This window comes from Plectonema cf. radiosum LEGE 06105, from assembly GCF_015207665.1.
In the GTDB taxonomy this organism is placed as follows: Bacteria; Cyanobacteriota; Cyanobacteriia; order Cyanobacteriales; family Nostocaceae; genus Rivularia; species Rivularia radiosa_A.
This window is the reverse complement of sequence record NZ_JADEWL010000084.1, coordinates 23,434-30,395: the sequence shown is the minus strand read 5'-3', so window position 1 is coordinate 30,395 and position 6,962 is coordinate 23,434. Positions and strand designations below refer to the sequence as shown.

Below are 6,962 nucleotides of genomic sequence, written 5' to 3'. Positions count from 1 at the left end.
ACCATCAACTAACCACCATCAACTATCAACTAACCACCATCAACCATCAACTAACCACCATCAACCATCAACTAACCACCATCAACCATCAACCATCAACTATCAAACCCTTGTAGTCACAATATCATTAGCTGCCGCCCATTGAGCTATATCCTGCCTTTCAATTGCCGCTGCCATTAAATCGGGGAATTTATTTGGACTGCAAGCGAAAGCCGGACTACCCATAAGGGCGAATTCTTCTGCTATGCTATGGTCGTACATTGGTGCGCCTTCGTCATTCAAGGCAAGTAAAGTTACTAACTGTACTCCAGAATTTACGATTGCCGCCATCCGCTTTAACATTTGTTGGCGATCGCCACCTTCGTACAAGTCGCTAATTAATACTAAAATCGTATTTTGGGGTTGCTCAATCAAACTTTGACAATATGCTAGCGCTCGGTTAATATCCGTACCGCCACCGAGTTGGGTGCCAAACAGTAAATCTACTGGGTCATTAGCTTCTTCGGTTAAATCTACAACTGCTGTGTCAAAGACAATTATCCGTGTTTGAATTGCGGGTAATGATGCTAAAACGGCTCCAAATATTCCTGCATAAACTACAGAAGTTGCCATTGAGCCACTTTGGTCGATGCAAAGTATAATGTTGCGTAAATTACTACGTTTGCGTCCGTAGCCGATGCGAAGTTCAGGAATAATTGTGCGGTATTCGGGTTGATAATGTTTGAGATTAGCGCGGATGGTGCGGTTCCAATCGATTTCGTGATGACGGGGACGATGGTTGCGGGTAGTACGGTTGAGGCTTCCCATGACGGCTTGATGGGTGGGATTTGTCAGTTTACGCTGCAATTCTTCGACAACGCACCGCACAACTTGACGAGCTGTATCTTTGGTTTTTTCAGGCATGATATTACTTAAAGACAGCAAATCTGCGACCAAATGTACATCTGGTTCCACTGCTGAGAGCATTTCTGGTTGAAGTAACATTTGACGCAGGTTGAGCCGTTCGAGTGCATCTTTCTGCATCACTTTTACCACAGATGAAGGAAAATAAGTGCGGATATCACCTAGCCAACGAGCAACTTTTAGTGATGAACTACCCAAGCCTCCAGACCGTTCCGAATCATACAGCGCATTTAAAGATTTATCAATTTTGGCATCCGCACCAGTTAGTTTACAGCCAGTACCTTCCGCTTCTTCGCTTCCCAGGATGAGCCTCCATCGACGTAAGCGTTCGTTTTCTGAGCTTTGAGTCATATCTATTTTGGATTTTAAATTTTAGATTTTAGATTTTAAATTAGTCGGGACTTACGTAACTGGCACATTTTTATTGCCGTTGTGTGACACTTTGAAGGATTTTGAACGTAAAAATCAGGTTTGTAATGTCACGCACTAACGGGTTATTGTGACATTCACCCTACGGGGGTGCGGTTCCGAAGCGGCTATTCCTGTTAGTTAGAACTTACGCATTTGAAATCGGAAACCCGGTTTATTCGTCCATATCTGGTAGTGAAAACAACGATTTTGTCTAGAAACCGCGTTTCTTTCTCTAAGCCCTAAAAAGGTCAAATTCCATCGCAAGTTATATCAATTTTACTTCTGAATCTACCTGAAGCTAGATTGATTATTTTTAAAGATGATATGAGAGCTATATTTCAATAACTATATCTAAATAAATGCGAACAAATAAACTATTTGATAATTAGGTATCTTGAAAGATAAATATATTTTTGAGTTACTTGTAATTGACTAAACCCTTTACAGCTAAATGCTTTAAAAAAATTTAAAAATCATATGACTTTGATTAATCGAGCAATTTGTGTTCAAGAAATTTTTCCATGAAAAAAGTTAATTTCAAACAAATCATGCCAAAATACTTGGTTTTAGTCAGATATTGAGAATTATTCTATCTTTCGATTAACTTACTCACTGTTCTTTTGATAGAAGCGATATTCGGAAAAGCTTGAGATGATTTAAATGTAAGCAAACTTTTTTTTGCGTACAGGCTAGTGTGAATCTTAATTTTTAGATACAGCTATGACACTAGTATTTATTGTTAATTAGGAGGTCAATAATGACGGGTTATACAAATAATATCGAATATAAAAGAGCTGCTGGTTTATTTTATAGTCGCGAAGAAGCAGAAGCTGCCGTTCGTGGATTAAAAGATGCTGGTTTTCATGAAGATAGAATCTCTGTAATAGCACGGGATGCCGATAAATTAGATGGTGTCGAAACAACAGAAAAAGTAGGCAACAAAGCAGATGAAGGTGCTGCTGCTGGAGCCTTAACTGGTGGTGCTTTGGGTGGAATTACTGGGTTACTTGTAGGTTTAGGAGCCTTAGCAATTCCTGGTATCGGTCCGATTATATTCGCTGGTGCAGAAGCAACTGCGATCGCAACGACTTTAGCTGGTGGTGCAATTGGTGCAGCCACTGGTGGTTTAGTTGGTGCTTTAATCGGATTGGGTATTCCTGAAGAAAAAGCGAAAATTTACAGCGATCGAGTTTCTGGTGGTAGTTTCTTAGTAATGGTAACTGGTACGGAAGCTGAAGTCCAACGTGCAGAATCTATAATGCGTCGTTGTGGTGTTGAAGAATTCGGGATTTACAATGCACCAACACAAACTGCACAACCTGTAGCAAGAACTCCTGAACCTGCTCCCACAGCAGAAGTTGCAAATAATAACAACGTGAAGCTTTATGAAGAACGTTTGGTAGCAGATAAAGAACGTCATAAAGCGGGTGAGGTTTCTATCGGTAAGCACGTTGAAACGGAAACAGCCAGAGTAGCGGTTCCTGTTGAGAAAGAAAGAGTAGTAATTGAGCGTACCAATCCTACAAATGAAAGAGTAGTATCTCCGGGTGCGGCTGATTTTTCTGGTGGAGAAGTGGCTCGTATGGATATTTACGAAGAATCTGCTGATATTGACAAAGAAGCTTTTGTTCGCGAAGAAGTCAGAGTTCGTAAAGAAGTTGAACGCGATACTGTGGAAGCACAAGAAAGAATTCGTCGTGAAGAATTAGACATTGATGTTGATGATAACTCCACAATTCGTAGAGACCGATAAAACTTAAGTGGAAATGATATATTTAGGTAATCCTAAATATATTTTTTACCAGGCAGAAAGTATCAATATTAGAATAATTCTGCCTAACTTATTTTTTTAAAATTAAATATTAGTAATCGAAAAAAAATGTTTAATAGTTGGGATGCTTTGCTGAACAGTTTGATATTTGGAAGCCTTGGTTATGCGGCGATAATTTTTATATTACGTATTTCCGGAAAGCGGACTTTATCAAAATGGAATTCTTTTGATTTTATTGTTACGATTGCATTAGGTTCGATGTTAGCAAACTTAGTGTTATCAACAGATACTTCCTTGGCACAGGGAGTTTTAGGAATTGGAATGTTAGTGTTTTTCCAATTTGTGATGACCTGGCTTTCTGTGCGTTCTAAAATTTTTCAAGGATGGATTAAATCAGAACCAACTTTATTACTTTTTCAAGGTGAATTACAGCAGAATGCTTTACGACATCAAAGAGTAACTGAAGGTGAAGTATTAGCAGCTTTACGTGCAAAAGGAATCGCGGGTATAGAAGATGTAGAAGCTGTAATTTTAGAAACAGATGGTAGCTTTAGTGTAATTGAGAAACTTAAAAGGTCTTCAGCTTCTGCACTGGTTGATGTAAAAGGTTATCCTAGAGAGACAGCCAGAATTTGATAAGTAAATAATAATATTTGATATTTAAATAAATCAGCATTACAGTAATCTGTTGTAAAATAAGAATTAATTGATAATAAAGAAAATTCTTATTTTTGATTCAATTAAGGAGTTATTTTGCAACAAAATTTATTTTTGGTCATAAACAAGTTTTGCTTAGATTGGCTTGCTCTATTCGGTATTATTATTAGTCGCTACTTTTTAATTTGTGGGGTAACCCATTTACTCTTCTATTCTATTTTTCTAAAGCCTATTGACAAACGTAATTTAGGTCGTCAGCCTCCGTTGTGGAAAAGCATTAAAAAAGACATGGAATTATCGTTATTATGTGCGATAATTTTTGCTTTTTGTGCAGCATTAATTATCACAGGATATGACTTAGGATTTACCCGTTTATACACTTCTGTAAATAAATATGGGTTGTGGTATTTAGGCATTAGTTTTATACTCTTACTAGTGCTTCAAGATGCATATTTTTACTTTATGCATAAAGTTTTTCACCATCCCTTACTTTTTAAAAAGCTGCATTACGGTCATCATCGTTCTGGAGAACCTACACCTTGGACATCCTTTGCATTTGATCCAGGTGAAGCAGTTATACAAGCTATATTCTTTGTATGCATAGTTTTTGTTTTACCACTTCATTACATAACTTTACTTACAGCGTTATTAGTAATGACAGTATGGGCATTATTTAATCACATTGGATTCGAGTTATTTCCATCATCCTTTTATTCCAACTGGTTGGGGAAATGGTTTATTGGCTCAAAACATCACTTAATACATCATCGTAAATATACCCTACATTATGGATTGTATTTTACATTTTGGGATAAACTCTTAGGTACTCACGATCCAAATTATGAAAATCAAAAAATAGCTGCAATGAAAAAGCAAATCTAAACAGATAATTTATCTTTCAAGTTAAAAAGATGAGAAACATCAACTCAAAATTCAAAACTTGGTTAGGTATAACTATTAGTGCATTCTTGCTTTTAATTGTAATATGTCTAGGAATGGCAGGGCTTTTTCTTCTGCTGAGGGTTCCGTCATTTGAAATTGGAGAAGGTTATTTTTGGGTTTTACGTTGGAAGAATAATACCGATGGTTCTGGTATCAGCTTTAATATATTTTCTTTAATGATTATTGCTTGTTTTATGGGCTTACTAGGATTACAGGTTAAGCGCATCTGAAACCCTATTGACAAGAAGCTTTAGAAGCATCATGATGATGACATAAACAAGCAGCAAGAATCGTCAACATATAATTGTTATTCATAGCCGCTCGATTGGACTTTTGGCGACTACTACGCTTGAACGATTGCGAAGTAACTTCTAGAATTCAGGATAATTGCATTCAATTAAACACTTTTAAAGGCGAACTTGGGAAAAAGTTTAGTATACAAGTTACTTTAGAAGATTCTAGTATTACTGAAAATTTTGAATTGTAAAAGATAAATCAAAAAGACCACTAGAAGGAACTTTGAATTTTTTCTGTTTGTGGAACTTTCCGATCATTTGGTTTGTTTCTACTAACAATAAAGTAAAAAATAATACCAAGCGATAGCAAAGCCAAAGTAATACCAATAATTTGCAAAATATGAAAATTATTTGTTCTCAACCGATTGATAACACTTTCTGTTTTCTGTTGTCCGCTTGATGGAGAATCAGATCGTGGTTGGTATATTGTTTTTTCAGGAGTTCTACTGTTACTTACGTTTTGCGGGGGCGATTGCATGATTGTACCATCAATTGGCTGTTGTTGTCCCGGATTGCTATTGGGTCGCGGTTGAAAGATGGTCTTATCTGGTTTCGGAGGTTCGGGACTAGTAGGAGTTCGCGGTTGAAAGATGGTCTTATCTGGTTTTGCAGGTTCGGGACTAGTAGGAATTCGCGGTTGAAAGATGGTCTTATCTGGTCTTTGTTGTTGAGGATTAGATGGTGGAGTCTGAAATATTGTACCTTCAATCTGTGCTTGGGGTTGATTTTGGATTGGTGGCTGTTGAGATAACTCAGTTTCAGTTACCAAAGGCTGAGGCTGAGAATTTGCTCTTTCAGATTGATTGTCTAATTGTCGTTGCTGGGGTTTATAAACTGTTTCGTCATTTGAACCTGGTTGGGGTTTGGAAACTGTTTCGTCATTTGAACCCGGTTGAGGTTGTGCCGATTTGGGTTGAATAATAACTTTTTTGTGCTGTGTTTGGGTAGTTCCTGCTACAGGTTGAATAGCAGCAACCATTGCTTGACGCAGTTCTTCAACTGATGCAAAACGGCTGCTGGGGTTTTTTTGTAGACATTTTAAAACTACAGCTTCTAATTCCGAAGACAAATGCTCACAACCTGGTTGCTGCTTTAATGGTACTGGCGATCGATAGCCATGAGCGTTCAACCATGAAGTTTCACTAACTTTGTTGCCATCTATACTTAAACCAAAAGGGTCTACTGCACTGAGCATTTCATAAAGAATAATTCCCAAACTATAAATATCTGCTCTTGCATCTATATTTTGATCGTTTTGAATTTGCTCCGGTGACGAATAGCGGAATGTACCGATAAATGTTTTAGTCAGATTTGTTTTCTCCGAGGAGTTATGATGAATTTTGGCAATTCCAAAATCTAAAATCTTCACCCGCTCCCCAAATGTAGGTAGTAAAAATATATTATCTGGCTTCAAGTCACGATGGATAACTTTAATGCGATCGCGATTATTATTTCCATCGCGCTGCATAATAATTCCTTGATGGGGAAGTTGCAATCCTAAGCACACCTGCGCCATAATTTTTACGGTTCGCTCTGGTGATAATTGCTTTTCTCGTGCCATCAAATATCGCAAAGTTTGCCCCCGCAAATACTCCATAACATAAAATGGAAAACCTTCGCTAGTTACTCCGCAATCGCTAATTTCAATGATATATTCGCTTTGTAAAGCCGCACAAATTGCAATTTCTCGCTCAAAGCGTTTTCGCATCTCACCCGATGCCAACCATTTATCTTTGAGTAATTTTAATGCAACTTCCTTGCCAAGGCGGGTATCAGTAGCAAGGAACACTTCTCCCATGCCACCACCACCTAAGCCTTTATCCAAACGATATCGCTGATTATCGCCAATTAAGCGACCTATCCAAGAATTTGATGAAAGTGGGGAGTTCATTTATAGGAACCCATCCTATTTAATAAAGTGTTTTTAATTTCAATAAAAATACGACAAACTATGCAAAATTTTTACTAATTTAAAGCGAGTC

At 37.6% G+C, this 6,962-nt stretch carries 7 protein-coding genes; 5 read left to right on the top strand and 2 right to left on the bottom strand.

Annotation, left to right across the window (positions count from 1 at the left end; all coding sequences use genetic code 11):
• Nucleotides 1-102: 102 nt before the first annotated feature.
• Nucleotides 103-1,254 (bottom strand): VWA domain-containing protein, encoded by a 1,152-nt coding sequence (locus IQ247_RS20945; protein ID WP_193923059.1) that lies wholly within the window; start codon nt 1,252-1,254, stop codon nt 103-105.
• An 817-nt stretch (nt 1,255-2,071) separates the two neighbouring features.
• Between IQ247_RS20945 and IQ247_RS20940 the strand changes: the two genes are divergently transcribed.
• From IQ247_RS20940 to IQ247_RS20920, 5 genes are all read left to right on the top strand, one after another.
• Nucleotides 2,072-3,067, top strand: coding sequence for a DUF2382 domain-containing protein (locus IQ247_RS20940; RefSeq protein WP_193923057.1), 996 nt, complete (start codon nt 2,072-2,074; stop codon nt 3,065-3,067).
• Nucleotides 3,068-3,193: 126 nt separating this feature from the next.
• Nucleotides 3,194-3,721, top strand: coding sequence for a DUF421 domain-containing protein (locus IQ247_RS20935; protein WP_193923056.1), 528 nt, complete (start codon nt 3,194-3,196; stop codon nt 3,719-3,721).
• Nucleotides 3,722-3,838: 117 nt separating this feature from the next.
• Nucleotides 3,839-4,624, top strand: coding sequence for a sterol desaturase family protein (locus IQ247_RS20930; protein WP_193923055.1), 786 nt, complete (start codon nt 3,839-3,841; stop codon nt 4,622-4,624).
• 29 nt (nt 4,625-4,653) lie between these two features.
• On the top strand, nt 4,654-4,914 hold the full coding sequence (locus IQ247_RS20925) for a hypothetical protein (protein WP_193923054.1): 261 nt from the start codon (nt 4,654-4,656) through the stop codon (nt 4,912-4,914).
• Between the two features lie 74 nt (nt 4,915-4,988).
• Complete coding sequence (locus IQ247_RS20920; protein WP_193923053.1) at nt 4,989-5,171, top strand: DUF1822 family protein; 183 nt, start codon at nt 4,989-4,991, stop codon at nt 5,169-5,171.
• 20 nt (nt 5,172-5,191) lie between these two features.
• Here the strand turns inward: IQ247_RS20920 and IQ247_RS20915 are convergent, their stop codons facing one another.
• Complete coding sequence (locus tag IQ247_RS20915) at nt 5,192-6,871, bottom strand: serine/threonine-protein kinase (RefSeq protein ID WP_193923052.1); 1,680 nt, start codon at nt 6,869-6,871, stop codon at nt 5,192-5,194.
• Nucleotides 6,872-6,962: the final 91 nt, after the last annotated feature.